Source organism: Pseudomonas sp. DC1.2, assembly GCF_034351645.1.
GTDB lineage: Bacteria > Pseudomonadota > Gammaproteobacteria > Pseudomonadales > Pseudomonadaceae > Aquipseudomonas.
The window spans coordinates 3,179,767-3,197,641 of the sequence record NZ_CP133782.1 but is presented as its reverse complement, the minus strand read 5'-3'; the positions used below and the strand labels follow the sequence as shown (position 1 = coordinate 3,197,641).

The following is a 17,875-nucleotide window of genomic DNA, read 5'->3' as shown; positions in this document are numbered from 1 at the left end:
TGAGAACGCCATGAACCCAACTCCAAGCGGACAGACGAACGACGTCATCCGCCACGCTGACATCCTGATCATCGGCGGCGGCCTCAGCGGCGCGATGCTGGCGGCGCAGTTGCTGCGCCTGCCGGGAAAGCGTCAGGTGCTGGTGATTGAACCCCGTGCCGAACTGGGGCGAGGTGAAGCCTACAGTGCGGTGGAGCTGGGGCACACGCTGAACGGCAACGCGGCGCGGATGAGCGTTGACCCGGATAACGCGGATGATTTGACTCAATGGTTGACCGCGTTTATCGCGGCGGGTGGATGGCCGGAATCGGACCAGCAGCAGGTCCCGGTCAGCCAGTTGTTCCCGCCTCGGGGGATGTTCGGGCTGTACGTTCAACAGCGCCTGGCAGAGGCGCAAGTGACGGGGGCGTTTAACGGCTCCAGTGTTGAGCACGTGCGAGGCGAGGTGGTTGATCTGCAAACGCATCACGACTCTGTGCAACTGACCTTGAGTGGTGGTCAACGTTTTCAGGGGGCGTTTGCGGTATTGGCGACGGGGATGTTTCCGGCTGCGCGCACGCCGCAGACCGACTCCAGCGGTTTGAACGCTGCGGCGCTGGATCCGTGGGATGTCGCCGCCATGCGTCAGCTCGACCCTCAGTCCTCGGTGCTGATCATCGGTTCGGGCCTGACCATGGTCGATGCGGTGGTGTCCCTTGAGCAGGCCGGCCATCGCGGTCCGATCGAGGTGTTTTCCCGGCACGGCCTGTTGCCTCACGTGCGACGCCAGCCGCCAGCCTGGGTAGATTTTCTGGCCGAGGACCACGGCCTCCGTACACCCCGTCAATTGCTGCGCGAACTGCGTCGGCAATGCCAGCAGGCCATTGCGCAAGGCATCGATTGGCAGGCACCCCTCGACACCGTCAGGGCCCACATTGGCCGGTTGTGGCGTCAGGCCACGGACGCGCAGCGTCGGCAGTTTGTAAGGCATGTGCGGCCGTGGTGGGAAAGTCATCACCATCGTTCGCCGCCGCTGAGTGCGGAACTGGTCGAACGGTTATACGCAGCGGGGCGACTGCGGATTCAAGCCGCCTCGTTCAAGGGCCTGGAACCGTCGACGAGCGCTGCCGTGAGCATCCGCCTGCGGCGTCGCGGTGAAGCTGAAACTATCGTCGTCAGCGGTGCGGCGTTGATCAACTCCAGTGGTATCGAATACGACTGGCGCCGCGTCGCTCGACCGTTGCCACAGCAGTTGCTGATACGCGGATTGGTAAGGCCCGGCCCCTTGGCACTGGGGATTGCGGCGGCGGTTGACGGCGCGGTACTGGACGCCAACGGTCAGGCGTCGCCACGGCTCTTTGCCATGGGCCCGCCGTTGCGTGGCCTCTGGTGGGAAAGCACGGCAGTCACCGATGTAGCCTCCCAGGCCAAGGCGCTGGCGGCGCGGCTGGTGCGATAAATCGCCCGCGTGGTGCGGATGGTCAACGTCCTTGCTCGGTAAGGTCAGCCAGCGATCATCGGTGGCATCGTGCCGAGCAATGAAACGGCCGCGACGGCGCCCATACCCAACAGCCATTCCACGATCACACTGGTTTTGAGCAGGCCAACCCGTTGTTCGCAGTCCTTGATCTGCAGTCGATTGAACAGCGCCAGCCCCAGCATCGCTGCGACTAACATCACTTTGATCAACAAAATCAGCGCGAACCCGGACAGTATCGGTGTGGGCCAAAGCGCGCCGGTGAGCACGCGGACGTTGATCAGGCCGGTAATCAGCAACCCCGCGACCAAGGCGTAACCGACACCGCTGAAGCGTTGCAGGATGGCGCTCAACGATTGTCCGGTGGGTCGCCGCACAATCATCACCAACAGCATCAAGCCGCCCAGCCATGCGCCGACACAGGTCAGGTGGATGACTTGGTTCAGGATCAGTAACTGGCCACTGACGCCGTCTAGCATGGCGCCATGACCGACCGGTGCCAGCGTCGCGAGCAGCAGCGCGCTCAAGCTCAGGCGCAAGGGTTGGCTGGCCCGCAGCGGCGTGAGCAGTACGCCCACCAGCAGAGCATTGAGCAGCAGATGCCAGCTCCAGACGTGCCCGAAAAAGGTAGTGCTGAGCACCAGTCGCACGGTCGAGGGGGTGAAGGCTGCTTCCCAGGAACCGGCCATGCTGGCGGTGATCAACAGCAACCACGCCGCACCACTGAGTAATGCCAGCGCCGCCAGCCCTTGGGCCAGCCGCGCCAGAGGCTGATTGAGCGTCGATTCACGGTCCAATAAAAGGGGCCTGAAAACCCAGACTCCAAACAGCATCAGCACCACGGTGAAATGCAGAAAGCGGCACAGCACCATCGCGTCGGTCATGTATTACTGGCCGACCTTGAAGCTGTAGGCGCCTTCGCTTTTGTGGGTATCGACCGATACCGCATGCCATTCGACTTTATATGCACCGGCCGTCAACGGCGCTGCGGGAGTGACGACCAGGGTTTTTTTGTCCGCGCCTTCGGTGGCTAAGCTTTTCACCGGCACGTCGGCGCCGTCGTGGCTGATGCTGACTTTACTGAAAGTCGCCTCAACGCCTTCGGAAAATACCAGGCGCAGTTGCGCTGGCGCCGCGACGGTACTGTCGGCCGCCGGGGTCTGGCTTTTCAGGTGGGCGTGCGCGAACACCGACGAGGCGGCCAGCAGCGAGCCGAGCAGGGCGGCGGTTGTCAGGGCTTTTTTCAGCAACATGGTCAAGTACCTTCTGGGCAGTGGAATGGGCGTTACTTAAGCATGAACGACGCGCGCCGTGAACTGTTTAACTGGGTTTGAGTGCCAGGTGAATCACTGGAAACGGCCGGCCTTGGCCATCGCGTTGCGAGCGGCCGATCTGTTCAAAACCATAGTGCAGATAGAAACCGTGAGCCTGGGCGTTTTGTTCACTCACGTCCACGCTCAAGACGTCATGCAGAAATTTGACGTGGTCGAGCAACTGCCGGCCAACGCCTTGACCGCGTTGGGCCGGTTCGACAAACAGCATCTGTACGTTATCGGCGCTGGTCGCAATGAAGCCTGCCGGCGTTCCGTCCGGGTGGTCGCCGACCCATACCGTCAGTGCCGGCAAATACGCGTCGCGCACGAGGGGATAGAAAAACTGCACATCGTCTTCGGTCAGGAAGTCGTGCGTGGCCCGCACCGAACGTTCCCATAACGCGGCCAGGGCGTTGTCGTCGGCAGCGACTCGCGCTCGAATGTACACAGTGGGTGCCCGTAGCAGTGTGAGTGTGGGGGCATGCTACGCAATCGGTTTGGCCTGGGGAAGTACGACAGGGCGGTCGCCCCGATCCAGAGCGGGTGCTAGTCTTGGGCAACGCTGTTGTCAGGGGGCCCTCATGGGCAATCACAAGATCGAGATTCGTCGCAGTAACGTTGAAAAAATCCTGCTGGGGGCCGAGAAGGTCTTCGCTGAAAAAGGTTTCGGCAGCACCGCCATGGCCGACATCGCCGCCGAAGTGCAATTGCCGCGCTCCAATCTGCATTACTACTTCAGCACCAAAAGCGAGTTGTACAGCGCGGTACTGTTCGATCTGCTGGAGGTCTGGAAGCAGGACGCGCTGTGTTTTGAGCTGTTTGACGATCCCAGGGTGGTTCTCAGCAGCTACATCCGCGCCAAGATGAATCACTCTCGTACCCGACCTTACGGTTCAAAAATCTGGGCCAATGAAATCATCCACGGTGCCCCGACCCTGGGTGAGGCGCTGGACGTCAGCCTGTACGACTGGGCCAAGATGAAAGAAGCAAAAATTCGTCAGTGGGTGGAGGACAAACGCATCCTGGCGGTGGAACCATCGAGCCTGTTGTACATGATCTGGGCCTCGACCCAGCATTACGCCGACTTCGATCACCAGGTGAACATCCTCAATGACCACCAGCCGCTGTCGGACATGCAGTTCGAGCGGGCCGTGCAGACGGTGACCGCGGTGATCTTGCGCGGGATTGGGTTGGAACCCTAGGCCCCCCTGGCGCGCGAAGGCGAACGTTCGCGCGCCGGTGCGCTTAGAGGGCGACGTTATAGGGATTCCTTGGGTCATGGTTCCAATCCAAAAACGGCTTGCCCGTGTCGATCGGCACCATCTCGATGCAGTCGGCCACCGGGCAGGTAATCTGGCACAAATTGCAGCCGACGCACTCGTCATCAATGACTTCATAGCGATGCGTCCCGTCGGCCTGCTTCAGGCTGGCAATCGCTTGGTGTGACGTATCTTCACAGGCAATGTGGCAACGCCCGCAACCGATACACTCGGCCTGATCAATTTTCGCGATCACCTGATAATTGATGTCGAGGTACTTCCAGTCCGTGGTGTTGCCCACCGCACGCCCGGAAAATTCCGACAGGTTGGCGTAGCCCTGACTGTCCATCCAGCGCGATAAGCCGTCCTTCATTTCCTCGACAATCCGGAAGCCATGCAGCATCGCCGCAGTACACACCTGCACCGCGCCACTGCCCAAGGCAATGAACTCTGCCGCGTCGCGCCAACTGCCAATGCCGCCAATGCCGCAAATCGGTAAGCCCTGTGTCTGCGGGTCGCGGGCGATTTCCGCGCACATATTCAACGCGATGGGCTTCACTGCCGAGCCGCAGTAACCACCGTGGGTGCTTTGGCTGCCGACGGTGGGCAGGGCGACCATGCGCTCCAAATCGACACTGGTGATCGAATTGATGGTGTTGATCAGCGACACCGCATCGGCGCCACCGCGATGGGCGGCCCGCGCCGCGAGGCGAATGTCGGTGATATTGGGCGTCAGCTTGACGATCACCGGCAGCGAACAATAGGTCTTGCACCAGCGCGTGACCTGTTCAACGTATTCCGGCACCTGACCGACCGCCGCGCCCATGCCTCGCTCTGGCATGCCATGGGGGCAGCCGAAGTTCAGTTCGATACCGTCGGCGCCGGTGGCTTCCACTCGCGGCAGGATGTTTTTCCACGAGGCTTCGACGCAGGGCACCATCAGCGAGACGATCAGCGCACGGTCCGGCCAGTCCTTTTTGACCTGCGTGATTTCTCGCAGATTGATCTCCAACGAACGGTCGGTAATCAACTCGATGTTATTAATGCCGATGACTTCGCGGTTGGCACCGAAATGCGCCGAGTAGCGCGATGAGACGTTGACCGCCGCCGGGTCTTCACCGAGGGTTTTCCATACCACGCCACCCCAACCGGCTTCGAAGGCGCGTACCACGTTGTAGGCTTTATCGGTGGGCGGTGCGGAGGCCAGCCAGAACGGATTGGGGGCTTTGATACCGGCGAAGACAATCGACAGATCGGCCATTTATGCAGCCTCCACGTTAAGCATGAGTTGAGCGTTGATCGCCTCTGCCGCCAGTTTTCCGTGCTGCACCGCTTGCACGGTGAGGTCTTGATCCAGGCTGGTGCAGTCGCCGCCGGCATACACGCCGGGGAGATTGGTACGCAGTTGTTCATCAACCTCAATGCGCTCGCCCTGACGCTTGAGCTGGCGTGCCAGCGGATCGGCGAGGGCGCTGTTGTCGAAGGCCTGACCAATGGCTTTGAAGATGGCGTCGGCGGCCAGTTCAAAGGTTTCTCCGGTGGTGTGCAGGCGACCTTCCTTTAATTGCGTGCGCGCAAAACGCATGCCGCGCACCTTGCCCTGATCGTCGAGCAACACCACTTCGGGCTGCGCCCAGGTCAAAAGTCGCACCTGATTGGCCTTGGCAATGTCTTGTTCGTGGTCGGTGGCGCCCATGTCCTCCACGCCGCGGCGGTACACCAGATTCACATCGCGAGCGCCGAGGCGGGCCATCTGCACGGCCATGTCGATGGCGGTGTTGCCGGCGCCGAGGACAATGCAGTGGTTAGCCAGCGGCAGTTGTGTCAAGTCATCGGCCTGACGCAGTTCACGAATGTAGTCGGTGGCAGCCAGCAGGCCGGGCGCCTCTTCATGAGCCAGTCCCAAGTGTTTGCTCGCATTCAGGCCGAGGCCAAGGAACACCGCATCGAATTGCTGGTGCAGTTCGCTCAGCGTCAGATTCTCGCCGAGTGTCTGCCCGTGACGAATTTCGATGCCGCCAATCTGTAGCAGGAAATCCAGTTCTTTTTGCGCGTAATCGTCCACCAGTTTGTACTTGGCAATTCCGTATTCATTCAAGCCGCCTGCTTTTTCCCTGGCTTCGAAAATCACTACGTCATGACCGTGCAGGGCGCAGCGGTGCGCACAGGACAACCCGGCGGGGCCGGCACCGACCACGGCGATGCGTTTGCCAGTAGCGGCGACGCGTTGGAACGGGTGTTCACTAAAGTGTGCGTTGTCCACGGCGTAGCGCTGTAACAGGCCGATCAGCACCGGGGCGCACTCATGGGCGTTGTTGCGCACACAGGCTTGCTGGCAAAGAATTTCTGTCGGGCACACCCTGGCGCAACTGCCGCCGAGGATATTCGCCGACAGGATTTTCTGCGCGGCGCCCTGAACATTTTCCTGATGGATATTACGAATGAACGACGGAATATCGATCTCGCTCGGGCAGGCATTCACACACGGCGCATCGTAGCAATATAGGCAACGTGAGGCTTCCAGCTGCGCTTGGCGATCATTGAGTGGCGGTGCCAGGTCGGTGAAATGGCCCGCGAGGGCGGCTGCATTTTCATGCGGGTGCGGGAGGTGGTTCAGGGTCTTGATCACGGTGTTGGCCTCACGGTTATTGAGGTACTGCCTCTGATGGGCATTGGTTTTTGTGTTGCCTGTGCAGGCCGCCTCGCGAGCAGGCCTCGATCTCAGCGTTTCACGGCACTGGGCTTGTGCAGCGCCGCTCGCTTACTCAGCAAATCAAACACTGCCGGGTACGCTGGCCGTTCGATATAGCGTCCTGCACCCCGCTCGGCGCGCAGGTCGCCATCGGCCCAGACCACGCGGCCCTGGCTGACCGTGTGGCTTGGTACCCCGCGCACGGTTTTGCCCTCAAAAATATTGAAGTCCACTTGCTGATGGTGCGTCTGGGCCGAGATCGTCCGTGTCCCTTGGGGGTCCCACAGCACCAGGTCGGCATCGGCACCGACGCGGATCGCGCCTTTGCGCGGATAGAGGTTGAAGATCTTCGCGGTGTTGGTGGAGGTGAGGGCAACGAACTCCTGCATCGACAAGCGACCGGTATTCACGCCTTCATCCCACAGCAGCGCCATGCGGTCTTCGATGCCGGCGGTGCCATTGGGGATCTTGCTGAAGTCATCGCGGCCCGCAGCTTTTTGCTCGGCGCAAAAACAACAATGGTCGGTGGCAGTAGTGTGCAGGTTGCCAGATTGCAGCCCGTGCCAAAGTGCTTCCTGATGGCCTCGAGGGCGAAAGGGCGGGCTCATCACATAGCCGGCAGCGGTTTGCCAGTCCGGGTGTTGGTAGACGCTATCGTCCAGCAGCAGGTGACCGGCCAGCACTTCGCCGTACACCGGTTGGCCTTTGCTGCGGGCGTAAGTGATTTCGTCGAGGGCTTCTTTGGTTGAGACATGCACCAGATACAGCGGCGTGCCGATGGTTTGAGCAATGCGAATTGCCCGGCTCGCTGCTTCTCCTTCCACTTGCGAGGGGCGCGACAACGGATGCGCCTCCGGGCCGGTAATGCCCTGGGCCATCAGCTTGCGTTGCAGGTGATATACCAGTTCACCGTTTTCCGCGTGTACGGTCGGCACGGCGCCCAGTTCCAGGCACCGCTCGAAACTCGCCACCAGCGTGTCGTCGGCCGCCATGATTGCGTTTTTGTAAGCCATGAAGTGCTTGAAGCTGTTGATGCCGTGATGGTTGACCAGTTCGGCCATTTCCTCACTGACCTGCTCGCTCCACCACGTAATGGCAACGTGGAAACCGTAGTCCGAAGCGGACTTCTCGGCCCAGCCGCGCCACTGATGAAAGGCTTCCATCAATGATTGCTGCGGGTTGGGAATCACGAAGTCGATGATCGAAGTAGTGCCTCCGGCCAGACCCGCCGCGGTGCCACTGAAGAAGTCTTCGCTGGCCACCGTGCCCATGAAGGGCAGTTGCATGTGCGTGTGCGGGTCGATGCCGCCGGGCATTATGTATCGGCCACTGCCGTCGAGCACTTCAGTGCCGGCGGGAACCTCCAGCGTCTCCCCGATAGCTTTAATCACGCCGTCGGCGCAGTAGACGTCGGCGCGATAACTTTCATCATGGGTAATAACGGTGGCGCCACGGATCAACAGAGACATTCCGAGTTCCTCGCAGGCATGACCGACTGTTGCCGGTTCTAAACGTTTTTATAGGAAACTGACGCCATTAGGTTTATTCCTGCCAGCGCTGTCAGGATTAGAAGCTAGTCTCAGTTATAAAATAGGGCAAGAATATTTTTTATGTGCTTATTACATATATAACTTAATGATAAATAACGATTTAAATTTAAAATCACCAAAATGGTTCGCCCGATCACCCTTTTGACGCACTTGACAGGATCTAAAAATAGACGAGATTTCCTATGTGAAATCAGCCGCTTGAGGAGTGTTTGTGCGGCTGGCGCGACGTTGAAGAAAAAAGTGATGCACCAGATTGAGTCCTGACCGTTCAGACAATAGGTCCGTTAGTCGGCCGGAGTGCGCCGACAGATCATCGGGCGCTCATCCGTTGAATAAATAAAACTGAGTAACTTCAGTTGCTTGAAAAGTTTTCATGGCATGGCCCGATGCGTCAGCGGAGTCTGCGGCACGTTTATTGATGCCGCCGCTGACACCTTGGCCGGTCCGGAAACGTTGTCACTTCCTCCGGCCATCGTCGGGCTGGCGCGACTGTGCGCCAGCCTCTGATGAGCAAAAATAATCAAAAGAACAGTGGAGCGGCCATGCAACAGATCAGATCGCAAGTGAACGAGCGCAACGGCTTGTTTGAGCTCGAAGCCGGCAGCGATGTCCTCGACAGTCCACGTTATAACCACGACATGGCACCAACCAAGGTGCAGGAACGAACTTGGAACAGATGGCACATCACCGCGCTGTGGATCGGCATGTCGATCTGCGTGCCGACCTACACCCTCGGCGGGGTGCTCACTGCCTATTTTGGCTTGAGCGTCGGCGAAGCACTGCTGGCGATTTTATTTGCCAACCTCATCGTCCTAATTCCCTTGACCCTGAACGCCTTCGCCGGCACCAAATACGGCATTCCGTTTCCGGTCTTGCTGCGTTCATCCTTCGGTATTCTGGGCTCCAACGTGCCGTGCTTGATTCGCGCGTTGGTAGCGTGTGGCTGGTTTGGCATCCAGACAATGTTCGGCGGGCTGGCGATTCATCTTTTTTTGGGGTCCATTTTCGAGGGCTGGAAGTCCCTCGGTGGCACCGGTGAAGTCATCGGCTTCATGATCTTCTGGGCGTTGAACCTGTGGGTGGTGCTACGCGGTGCCGAGTCGATCAAATGGCTTGAAACCCTGTCGGCGCCTTTGTTGGTGCTGGTCGGCCTCGGCCTGCTGGTGTGGGCCACGCCGCACGTGTCGATGAGTGAGCTGCTGGCGATACCGCCCAAGCGTCCCGAGGGCGCCAGTGTCGTCAGTTACTTTGCCGCCGGCCTGACTGCCATGGTCGGGTTCTGGGCCACCCTGTCGCTAAACATTCCGGACTTCAGTCGCTATGCAAAAAGCCAGAAGGATCAGATCCTCGGGCAGATTTTCGGCTTGCCGCTGACCATGTTTCTGTTCGCCGCCCTCGGCGTCATCATGACTGCCGCGTCGGTGAAGCTGGTGGGTGTCAGCGTGTCCGACCCGGTCACCCTGATCGGTCACATCCAAAGCCCGGTCTGGGTGGCGGTGGCCATGGCGCTGATCATCATCGCCACGCTGGCCACCAACACCGCCGCCAATATCGTTTCACCGACCAATGACTTCCAGAACATCGCGCCCAAGGTTATCAACCGCACCAAAGCAGTGTTGCTCACCGGTGTGGTAGGGCTGTTGTTGATGGGCCATGAGTTGCTGAAAAAACTGGGGTTTATCGTCTCCGACGTCAGTCTGGAAACCGTCTATTCCAACTGGTTACTCGGGTACTCGAGCCTGCTGGGACCTATCGCCGGGATCATGGTGGTGGACTATTTTCTGATCAAAAAACAACAGCTCGACTTAGCGGGACTGTACCGCGATGACGTTTACCCGGCGTGGAACTGGTACGGTTTTATCGCGTTCGGTGTGCCGGTGGTATTGACGCTGCTGTCGCTAGGCAGCAGTGCATTCAGTTGGTTTTACAGTTATGGCTGGTTTACCGGCTCGGCGTTGGGCGGGGTGATTTACTACGGGTTGTGCTCGATGCGCCCAAGTCCATCAATAGCGAAATCAGCGGTGTAGCGGATGGCCTCAAACGCGTCCAGCAATTGCCTGAAAAACCTATAACAAAACTGCCTGAGGAGATCACTATGAACGCGGCTGTCGACGTTCTGCAATCCACCCATCAGCACATCAATCGCGACCGTTTGTGGCAGTCGCTTATGGAACTGGCCACGCTCGGTGCCACGGTCAAGGGCGGCGTCTGTCGCCTGGCCTTGACTGACCTTGATCGTCAGGCCCGCGACATCTTCGTCAACTGGTGTACGCAGGCCGGCTGCACCGTGAGCATCGACGCTGTAGGCAACATTTTTGCGCGCCGCCCCGGACGTAACCCGGACCTGCCGCCCGTCATGACCGGCAGCCATATTGACACCCAGCCCACCGGCGGCAAGTTCGACGGCTGCTTTGGCGTACTCGCCGGAGTCGAAGTGCTGCGCACCCTCAACGACCTTGGCGTGGAGACCGAAGCGCCGCTTGAAGTGGTGGTCTGGACCAACGAAGAAGGTTCGCGTTTCGCCCCATGCATGATGGGCTCTGGCGTGTTCGCCGAAAAATTCACCCTGGAGGAAACCCTGGCCAAGGTCGATGCCGACGGCATCACCGTCGGTGAAGCGCTAAACGCCATTGGTTACGCCGGCCCGCGCAAGGTCAGTGGGCATGCGGTCGGCGCGTATTTTGAAGCCCACATCGAACAAGGCCCGATTCTCGAAGACGAGCGCAAAACCATCGGTGTAGTGATGGGGGCCCTGGGTCAGAAGTGGTTTGACTTGAAACTGCGCGGTGTCGAAGCACACGCCGGCCCAACCCCGATGCACCTGCGCAAAGACGCCTTGGTGGGTGCTTCGGTCATCGTCGGTGCTGTCAACCGCGCGGCTCTCGGCCATCAACCCCACGCCTGCGGCACCGTCGGCTGTCTGCAAGCCTACCCTGGCTCGCGCAATGTGATTCCTGGCGAGGTGCGCATGACCCTCGATTTCCGCCACCTGGAGCCTGAACGGTTGAACTCGATGATTGCCGAAGTGCGCGAGGTCATCGAAACCACCTGCCAGGTGCATGGCCTGACCTTCGAACTGATCCCCACCGCCGACTTCCCGCCGCTGTACTTCGACAAAGGCTGCGTCGACGCAGTACGCGGCGCGGCTCAGGGCCTGGGCCTGTCGAACATGGACATTGTCAGCGGCGCCGGGCACGACGCAATCTTCCTGGCGGAGCTTGGCCCGGCGGGGATGATCTTCGTTCCGTGCGAAGGCGGCATCAGCCACAACGAAATCGAAAACGCCGCGCCGGATGACCTGGCAGCCGGGTGCGCGGTGTTGTTGCGTGCGATGTTGGCGGCATCGGCGGCGATTGCCAGTGGTGCGCTCGCGGCCTGAATAACCACAGAGTTGCCAATGCCCAGGTGGCCACGACCCATAGACCAACGCCTGCGAATTTCGGGCCTGCGGCCAAACTGGGTTCGCACGATCGCAGGTCGATGCGGTCGTAATCTTCACAGAGCGCCGCGTCCAGGCGCCGCCGTAATTGTGGAGAGCCAATGAGCCAGGATGTCTTGACCACCGACACCAATCGCCGTCAATTGCAGCAGATCATCGCGGGCTTGTCCGACGGGGTGATTCTGCTGGAACTTGATCAGACCCTGCTGTGGGCCAACGATTCAGCGTTGGCCATGCACGGTGTCAAGCAGATCAGTGAGCTGGGGGACAATGCCCGCGAATACGTCAAACGGTTCGCGTTGCGCTATCGCAACAATCACCCAGTGCCCGTCGATAACTATCCCATCAACCGAGTCGCACGGGGCGAGACGTTTAGCGATGTGCTGGTGGAGGTAACGCCCACCAAAGGCGAACAACATACGTGGGTTCACGCCGTGCGCAGCCTGGTGCTGGTCGACCGCGCAGGGGCACCGGAGTCTCTGGTGTTAATCATGAGTGACGTCACGGAGTGGGCGAGCGCCGAGCAGCGGTTCGAAAAGACCTTCAACGCCAACCCGGCGCCGGCGGTGATTTGTCGTCTCAGCGATTTGCGTTACATCAAAGTCAACCAGGGGTTCCTGGAAATGACTGGCTACAGCCGTGATCAGGTGATCGGCGTTTCGACCTACGAGCTGGATATTCTGGACGGTGCCGAAAATAAAGATTTGGCCATCGAGCGTTTGCGGGGACACGCTACGATTCCGCAGATGCAGGCTGAGTTGAAGTTGCCTGAGGGCGGCAGCAAGCAAGTGATCGTGGCCGGGCAACCGCTTGAACTCAATGACGAAGATTGCATGCTGTTTTCCTTTGTCGACATGGAGCCGCGGCACAAGGTCGAGATCGCCTTGCGCCAAAGCGAAGAGCGGTTTGCCAAAGCGTTTCGGTTGACCCCGGTGCCGACGTTGGTTTGCAGCGCCGAGAATCAGGTGGTGATCGACGTCAACGAAGCCTTCCTCGATATCCTCGCTTACCCCAGCGAAGAGGTGCATGGCAAGACCGTGTCCGAGATCGATTTTATTGACGACAAGAGCACGCGAAGCCGGTTGTTTGCGGCCCTGGAAAAAGCCGGAAGGCTGGATCGTATTGATGTTCGGGTGCGCAAGAAAGACGCTGAGTTGATTGAATGCGCGATCTCGGCAGACACCGTGAATATTCAGGGCAGCCCTTGCTACCTGCTGGTGTTGATGGACATCACCGAGCGCAAGCGTACAGAGCTGGAGCTGGTGTCGGCGATTGAAGAGGTAATGAAGGACGCGTCCTGGTTCAGTCGTACTCTGATCGAAAAGCTTGCCAACGTGAAGAACATCAACTCTCCGAAGTTGCCCAGCGTTTCCTTCACTGAGTTGACCGCGCGCGAGCGAGATGTGCTTGGCCTGATCTGCGAAGGCTTGGCTGACAAGGAAATCGCTGCACGCCTTAAACTGGCGCCAAACACGGTGCGCAATCACGTCTCGACGGTGTACTCCAAGTTAGATGTACACAGTCGCAGCGAGGCGATCGTCTGGGCCCGTGAGCGCGGTTTGTTTTCCGGTGAGTGGCGACCCAAGGGCCAGCGCTAGGGTGCAAATGCACTAGTCGAAACGGTGCAAATGGAGGTTTTTATGAGGTCTGGCAATTCTTAGGCTGTCAGGGTGTGGTAGCGGTTTGCGGACCGCTGTCGCGTCCCCTCGTAACAGTTCAAGGAACAGACACATGCGAAGTAGCAAGATCAACGGTGAATCGGGATGATTTATCTGGCGCAGTTGCGCACTCAACTGGAGCAGAGTTTTTCGCCACTGGCCTGCGATTGCAGCCTGACCGGTGACAGTTCGTTGACTGTGAAGCTCTACCACCCGTTATCGGGGCAGGTGGACTTAGTGGTCAGCGGGCTGAGCGTGGCGACGCTCAGAACGCCTGAGGCGGTGGCGGCGCTGATTGATGAGCTGCGTTATGAGTTGCAAAGCAACACGCTGCATCGTCCGCAGGTTTTGTAGGCGCCGAGCGTGCCGGTGTACACCGATGTCCGGGAGGGCTATTGAGCCGACCGCGTCCCAGGCCGGTGTACACCGATCCACCGGGGCGGCGCCAGTGGGTTTAGTGCGTCGCACCTTTTCGCTTCAATCGGTATCGCGCCGGTTTCCTGTTGTGCGTTTTACTGCCAGCCTTGCGCGGTCATGCGCGCGTTTTTAAAGATGGCGACAAGTCTTCCTTCCTGCCCAGTGGCACACTCCCTCCGCCAACTCATCTGGTTCAGGTTGCTGTCAGGCACCTGAACATGTGCCACAAAGTGTCAATAGATGACTATGGCGTGCGCACAAATGCTAATCCATGTGTTTATAATTCGCCGGCGGAAAGTTCATCACTTTCAAAGCCCTTTGTTCGTATTTATATGCCTCTGCAGTCAAGGCCATAAACCTATGAAACTGCTCCTTTTTGAATGATCTGTTGAGCAGATCGGCATTAGGCAAACTTGCCTTTTGGTTATCATTTTTTATGTGAATGCTTTGATTCGCTCGGGCCCATAAGTCCGGGGCATCTGCGCATTCCTACTAAAAGTGCTGTGCCTTCGAACCCCCCATAAATATGGCGCTTTGTCGTGCGCGTTGGTATGGGCTGAGTGTGACTGAAGGTGCTGTTTTAAATATTGTTTCGTTTTGTTTCAATATTAGGCTGTGCGGTTTGGTCAGCAACTATTAGTGAATATTTGAGGCGTTAAGTAATGACCGAAGAGCCCAGTTGTAACCCTTGCGGCGCATTGAAAAATGCGCACTTAAACATTCCTGTTTCATCCCTGGAAACTGAACTTCGCTGCTGGCGGAAGGAGGCGTTCCTTGAATACGATACTGAGGTTGATTATGTCAAAACACACCCATTGCAAGACTGCACAGTCGGTCAATTGCGCAGCTTCTGAGTGCTTTAAGTTTGTTCACGATCTACCGCCCAGCGGTCGTCGGGCATGGCGCCGCACGCTGTCTTTTTCCGGCACGGTGCTCGGTACCTGCGCGCTGCTCGGTGTTATCTCCGAAGCCCAGGCTGCCGGTGGTTCCTATGTGGTGGACGATGGCGGTATCAACGCCGCCGGTGAGTGCAACATTGACACCTGGTACAGCAGCATTCGCCATCAATCTGCCAACCATCACTCCGAGCTGTCTCTGGATTGCACGCCCCAGGCGTTGCCCTCGCTGCAACTGGGCGCAGCAGTAGCGCGCACTCTTGATGACGGGGATGCAGAAAGCGAGATCAGCCCCAAGGCTAAGCTGCAACTTTATAGCAATGAGGCGCTCGGCCTTGAGGCGGCGCTCTCGGCGGAGGCGAATTTCGTGCTCAATCGTCGGCATTCTTTCGATGGCGCCGAGGTGAGCATCCCTGTGACGTTTCAGCCTTTCGAACCCTTGCGTTTGAATTTCAGCGCTGGTTGGAGTTATGCCTACGACGCTGGCAATAGCGACGACGATGAAGATGACGATGGCGTGCGCAATGGCGATCGCGCTAATCGATTGATCTGGGGCGTGGGCTTTGAGTATGACGTGTTCGAATCGTTGACCCTGATTGCCGAGCGTTTTGGCAAGCAAGGCGATGAGCAGGGATGGCAGGCGGGTCCGCGTCTGCACATTGGCAAGCGGCTCGACATCGATTTTGTCGTGGGCCGCCACTTGACCGAAGATCGCGATCAGTGGTTCACCGCCGGCGCTACGCTTCGATTCTGAACTGACGACCGTTTATCCGCGCAGTAAAAACACTTACTGACTCAGAGCCTGGCCCTCGCTTTCGGCGCATTTTGCGACGTTTGCCTAACTATCGCTCGCCGGACGCAAGTGCCAGTCGGATACCCTGAAAGGCAACACTATGAATCGCGAAGACCTGAAATTTTTAGTTCGATCACTGGTTCGATCGCTGGATGGCGAAGCGTTCACCAGGCTCGTCAAAACAGCTCCCCTGGCCGATGTGGCAGAGGCACTGGCCCCATGTTCCAGCGCTGAAACCTCGGCCTTGCTAATGACCCTGACGCCTGATTTGCGCGCCGCGTTATTCGCCTACTTTTCCGATCGGCGCCAGGATCAGTTGCTACAGATCATGCCGGCTACGGCGGTGGTCGAGCTGTTCAAGCATCTGCCTTCCGATGACCGTGCCGATGCGTTCAATCGCTTGAGTGAAAGTGCTCGTCAGCGGCTGCTGCCCGCGCTGGCCAATTCGGAGCGTGAGGACCTGATCAAACTTGCTGGCTATGAGCAAGGCACCGCTGGTTCGGAGATGACTTCCGAGTACGCCACGCTCATCGCATCCATGACCGTTGAACAGGCGTTTGTCGCCCTGCGCGCCAGTGCTTTTGACCGGGAAACTATTGATGTGGTGTTCGTTCTGGACACCGAGCAACGCCTGCTGGGCACCCTGACACTGCGCACACTGGTGTTGGCCGATCCTGCCAGCAAGGTCAGTGATTTGATGACCTGTGAGCCGGTGTTTGTGCGGGCTCAATGGCCCAAGGAGATGGCCGTCGAATACATTCGTCGCTATGACCTGTTGGCGTTGCCGGTGTTGAGCAGCGAGGACCGCATGCTGGGTATCGTCACAGTCGACGATGCGATGGATATCGAAAAAGAACAGGATGCGACCCAGTTGGCTCGTTTTGGCGGGACTGCTGCGTTGGGCGGGCCAGACCTGGATATTCTGCTTTCGCCGTTCAATAAGATGTTCGGGGTGCGGGTATTCTGGCTGTCGATCCTGACGTTCTTTGGGATCTTCGTCAGTAGCATTGTCGCGGCTCAGGAGGATATGCTCTCGGAGATCATCATCCTGGCGGCCTTTCTCGCTCCCATCATCGACATGGGCGGTAATACCGGCAGCCAGTCAGCCGCTTTGGTTATTCGCGCCATGGCACTGGGGGATGTGACGCTCAATTGGCGGCATGTATGGCAGGTGCTCAAGCGTGAGATACCCGTTGCCATGGCGTTGGGCGTCAGCATCGGTGTGCTGGAAGTGATCCTTGCGTACTTCAGCAAAGGAGTGGGCATCGAGATTATGTTGGTGGTGGGCTTGAGCATGATGGTCTGCACCATGATGGGTGGCGTCATCGGTGTGCTGTTGCCATTCCTGGCCCGCCGAATCGGTACTGACCCTGCGACGCTCAGCTCGCCGTTGATCACATCGATCATGGACATGGTCGGCGTCTGCATCTACTTCGGCTTCGCCTACCTGTTCCTGAGTGACATGATGACCGCCGCTGCCTGAAGCGCGTGAGCTGCTGAGGTGCTTTCAGCAACGCACGGCCCAACGATGGATGTGGGGTGCATAAAAAAGCCCGCCTGAACCAGGCGGGCTTTTTATGGGCGCCTGAAAATTACTCTTCGAGGTTGCCCATGGCGGTGGTGTTGAAACCGCCGTCTACGTACATGATTTCGCCGCTGATACCGGACGCCAGGTCCGAGCACAGGAAGGCGCCGGCGTTGCCGACTTCGTCGATGGTGACGTTACGACGTAGCGGCGTTTGCGCTTCGTTGGCGGCCAGCATTTTACGGAAGTTCTTGATGCCGGAAGCGGCGAGGGTGCGGATCGGGCCAGCCGATACTGCGTTGACGCGGGTGCCTTCCGGGCCCAGAGAACCGGCCAGGTAACGCACGCCAGCTTCCAGAGAAGCCTTGGCCATGCCCATGACGTTGTAGTTCGGCATGGTGCGTTCGGCGCCCAGGTACGACAGGGTCAGCAAGCTGCCATTGCGGCCTTTCATCATTTCGCGGCCAGCCTTGGCCAGGGCCACAAAGCTGTAGGCGCTGATGTCGTGCGCAATGCGAAAACCTTCACGGGTGGTGGCAGCGGTGAAGTCGCCATCCAGTTGGTCGCCGGGGGCGAAGCCGACGGAGTGAACAATCACGTCCAGGCCATCCCACTTCTTGCTCAGCGCTTCGAAAACCTTGGCGATTTCCTCATCGCTGGCGACGTCGCACGGGAAGCACAGCTCAGGGTTCGAGCCCCAGCCCTGTGCGAACTCTTCGACACGACCTTTCAGTTTGTCGTTCTGATAAGTGAAGGCAAGCTCAGCGCCCTCGCGATGCATGGCGGCAGCGATGCCGGATGCGATGGACAGCTTGCTGGCGACACCGACGATCAGTACGCGCTTACCGGCGAGAAAACCCATGTGTTGCTCCTCTTT

General features: G+C 58.8%; 16 protein-coding genes. 9 read left to right on the top strand and 7 right to left on the bottom strand.

Going from position 1 to position 17,875, the window contains the following annotated elements; all coding sequences use genetic code 11:
- Positions 1-10: 10 nt before the first annotated feature.
- A complete protein-coding gene (locus tag RHM68_RS14295) occupies positions 11-1,438 on the top strand; it encodes an FAD/NAD(P)-binding protein (RefSeq protein ID WP_322215741.1) in 1,428 nt (475 codons plus the stop codon).
- 44 nt (positions 1,439-1,482) lie between these two features.
- On the opposite strand, the gene copD is transcribed toward RHM68_RS14295, so the two are convergent.
- The 3 genes from copD to RHM68_RS14280 form a co-directional block, all read right to left on the bottom strand.
- Positions 1,483-2,340 carry a copper homeostasis membrane protein CopD gene (gene copD / locus RHM68_RS14290; protein WP_322215738.1) on the bottom strand — a complete coding sequence of 286 codons (858 nt, stop codon included), beginning with the start codon at positions 2,338-2,340 and terminating at the stop codon, positions 1,483-1,485.
- A 3-nt stretch (positions 2,341-2,343) separates the two neighbouring features.
- A complete protein-coding gene (gene copC, locus RHM68_RS14285; RefSeq protein ID WP_322215736.1) occupies positions 2,344-2,709 on the bottom strand; it encodes a copper homeostasis periplasmic binding protein CopC in 366 nt (121 codons plus the stop codon).
- 67 nt (positions 2,710-2,776) lie between these two features.
- Positions 2,777-3,217 carry a GNAT family N-acetyltransferase gene (locus tag RHM68_RS14280; RefSeq protein ID WP_322215732.1) on the bottom strand — a complete coding sequence of 147 codons (441 nt, stop codon included), beginning with the start codon at positions 3,215-3,217 and terminating at the stop codon, positions 2,777-2,779.
- 133 nt (positions 3,218-3,350) lie between these two features.
- Here RHM68_RS14280 and RHM68_RS14275 point away from each other — a divergent pair, with 133 nt between their 5' ends.
- The gene (locus RHM68_RS14275; protein WP_322215730.1) at positions 3,351-3,971 is read left to right on the top strand and encodes a TetR/AcrR family transcriptional regulator; all 621 of its coding nucleotides are present in this window, start codon (positions 3,351-3,353) and stop codon (positions 3,969-3,971) included.
- Positions 3,972-4,014: 43 nt separating this feature from the next.
- Here the strand turns inward: RHM68_RS14275 and preA are convergent, their stop codons facing one another.
- The 3 genes from preA to hydA form a co-directional block, all read right to left on the bottom strand.
- Positions 4,015-5,289 (bottom strand): NAD-dependent dihydropyrimidine dehydrogenase subunit PreA, encoded by a 1,275-nt coding sequence (gene preA, locus RHM68_RS14270; RefSeq protein ID WP_322215727.1) that lies wholly within the window; start codon positions 5,287-5,289, stop codon positions 4,015-4,017.
- Positions 5,290-6,657 carry an NAD(P)-dependent oxidoreductase gene (locus tag RHM68_RS14265; protein WP_322215725.1) on the bottom strand — a complete coding sequence of 456 codons (1,368 nt, stop codon included), beginning with the start codon at positions 6,655-6,657 and terminating at the stop codon, positions 5,290-5,292.
- Between the two features lie 92 nt (positions 6,658-6,749).
- Positions 6,750-8,189, bottom strand: coding sequence for a dihydropyrimidinase (hydA, locus tag RHM68_RS14260; RefSeq protein WP_322215722.1), 1,440 nt, complete (start codon positions 8,187-8,189; stop codon positions 6,750-6,752).
- 459 nt (positions 8,190-8,648) lie between these two features.
- Between hydA and RHM68_RS14255 the strand changes: the two genes are divergently transcribed.
- From RHM68_RS14255 to mgtE, 7 genes are all read left to right on the top strand, one after another.
- Positions 8,649-8,777 (top strand): hypothetical protein, encoded by a 129-nt coding sequence (locus tag RHM68_RS14255; protein WP_322215719.1) that lies wholly within the window; start codon positions 8,649-8,651, stop codon positions 8,775-8,777.
- A 35-nt stretch (positions 8,778-8,812) separates the two neighbouring features.
- Positions 8,813-10,297: an NCS1 family nucleobase:cation symporter-1 gene (locus RHM68_RS14250; protein WP_322215716.1), complete on the top strand. Its 1,485-nt coding sequence runs from the start codon at positions 8,813-8,815 to the stop codon at positions 10,295-10,297.
- 68 nt (positions 10,298-10,365) lie between these two features.
- Positions 10,366-11,649, top strand: coding sequence for a Zn-dependent hydrolase (locus tag RHM68_RS14245; RefSeq protein ID WP_322215713.1), 1,284 nt, complete (start codon positions 10,366-10,368; stop codon positions 11,647-11,649).
- Between the two features lie 161 nt (positions 11,650-11,810).
- Positions 11,811-13,307 carry a helix-turn-helix transcriptional regulator gene (locus RHM68_RS14240; protein ID WP_322215711.1) on the top strand — a complete coding sequence of 499 codons (1,497 nt, stop codon included), beginning with the start codon at positions 11,811-11,813 and terminating at the stop codon, positions 13,305-13,307.
- 165 nt (positions 13,308-13,472) lie between these two features.
- The gene (locus RHM68_RS14235; protein ID WP_322215709.1) at positions 13,473-13,721 is read left to right on the top strand and encodes a DUF1652 domain-containing protein; all 249 of its coding nucleotides are present in this window, start codon (positions 13,473-13,475) and stop codon (positions 13,719-13,721) included.
- Positions 13,722-14,582: 861 nt separating this feature from the next.
- Positions 14,583-15,434 carry a hypothetical protein gene (locus RHM68_RS14230; RefSeq protein WP_322215706.1) on the top strand — a complete coding sequence of 284 codons (852 nt, stop codon included), beginning with the start codon at positions 14,583-14,585 and terminating at the stop codon, positions 15,432-15,434.
- A gap of 139 nt (positions 15,435-15,573) precedes the next feature.
- Positions 15,574-16,956 (top strand): magnesium transporter, encoded by a 1,383-nt coding sequence (mgtE, locus tag RHM68_RS14225; protein ID WP_322215704.1) that lies wholly within the window; start codon positions 15,574-15,576, stop codon positions 16,954-16,956.
- A 109-nt stretch (positions 16,957-17,065) separates the two neighbouring features.
- Here mgtE and fabI read toward each other — a convergent pair whose 3' ends face one another.
- A complete protein-coding gene (gene fabI / locus RHM68_RS14220) occupies positions 17,066-17,860 on the bottom strand; it encodes an enoyl-ACP reductase FabI (RefSeq protein ID WP_322215701.1) in 795 nt (264 codons plus the stop codon).
- Positions 17,861-17,875 lie beyond the last annotated feature (15 nt).

Bases quoted from the DNA above. Each gene is read 5' to 3' on its own strand.
- mgtE (WP_322215704.1), top strand. From the start codon at position 15,574: ATGAATCGCGAAGACCTGAAATTTTTAGTTCGATCACTGGTTCGATCG.
- RHM68_RS14230 (WP_322215706.1), top strand. From the start codon at position 14,583: ATGTCAAAACACACCCATTGCAAGACTGCACAGTCGGTCAATTGCGCA.
- RHM68_RS14295 (WP_322215741.1), top strand. From the start codon at position 11: ATGAACCCAACTCCAAGCGGACAGACGAACGACGTCATCCGCCACGCT.
- copD (WP_322215738.1), bottom strand. From the start codon at position 2,340: ATGACCGACGCGATGGTGCTGTGCCGCTTTCTGCATTTCACCGTGGTG.
- preA (WP_322215727.1), bottom strand. From the start codon at position 5,289: ATGGCCGATCTGTCGATTGTCTTCGCCGGTATCAAAGCCCCCAATCCG.
- copC (WP_322215736.1), bottom strand. From the start codon at position 2,709: ATGTTGCTGAAAAAAGCCCTGACAACCGCCGCCCTGCTCGGCTCGCTG.
- RHM68_RS14275 (WP_322215730.1), top strand. From the start codon at position 3,351: ATGGGCAATCACAAGATCGAGATTCGTCGCAGTAACGTTGAAAAAATC.
- RHM68_RS14255 (WP_322215719.1), top strand. From the start codon at position 8,649: ATGGCCCGATGCGTCAGCGGAGTCTGCGGCACGTTTATTGATGCCGCC.
- RHM68_RS14245 (WP_322215713.1), top strand. From the start codon at position 10,366: ATGAACGCGGCTGTCGACGTTCTGCAATCCACCCATCAGCACATCAAT.
- RHM68_RS14235 (WP_322215709.1), top strand. From the start codon at position 13,473: ATGATTTATCTGGCGCAGTTGCGCACTCAACTGGAGCAGAGTTTTTCG.
- hydA (WP_322215722.1), bottom strand. From the start codon at position 8,189: ATGTCTCTGTTGATCCGTGGCGCCACCGTTATTACCCATGATGAAAGT.
- RHM68_RS14250 (WP_322215716.1), top strand. From the start codon at position 8,813: ATGCAACAGATCAGATCGCAAGTGAACGAGCGCAACGGCTTGTTTGAG.
- RHM68_RS14240 (WP_322215711.1), top strand. From the start codon at position 11,811: ATGAGCCAGGATGTCTTGACCACCGACACCAATCGCCGTCAATTGCAG.
- fabI (WP_322215701.1), bottom strand. From the start codon at position 17,860: ATGGGTTTTCTCGCCGGTAAGCGCGTACTGATCGTCGGTGTCGCCAGC.